Below are 393 nucleotides of genomic sequence, written 5' to 3'. Positions count from 1 at the left end.
TCTACGACTGCAACTGGCTGGGCATCTGCCAGCGGGCCGACCCCGCCGGGGAGGTCAAGTACCTGACGGACGTGCCCTCGGCCCTCACGGACCTGGTGGCCACGGGGAGGCTGTGCGGGGGGCTCATCACCTTCTGCTTTGGGGAGCGCAACGCCCGGGTCTCCGACATCGGCCCCAAGGTGGAGATCAAGACCTTCCTCATGGTCAAGGGGTGGCGGCACGACTCCCTCCTCATGGACCGCCTCATCCCCCGGAAGTACTACGACCCCGCCGACCCCTACTACCCCGGCGTCCCCGAGGACGAGCGCCAGCAGGTCCTCCAGGGGTGCCGGACCTTCAAGGACACGGAGGAGGGCAGGCGGTGCGTGGCCCTGGTGGAGACCCCCACGGGCA

General features: G+C 69.2%; 1 pseudogene. It reads left to right on the top strand.

Annotation, left to right across the window (positions count from 1 at the left end):
* Positions 1-393: pseudogene (locus BVI061214_RS13045) on the top strand (hypothetical protein); the annotation flags it as partial.

Origin of the sequence: Thermus aquaticus (assembly GCF_001280255.1) — a bacterium.
GTDB classification, from domain to species: Bacteria; Deinococcota; Deinococci; order Deinococcales; family Thermaceae; genus Thermus; species Thermus aquaticus.
This window is presented reverse-complemented; position numbering and strand designations above follow the sequence as displayed.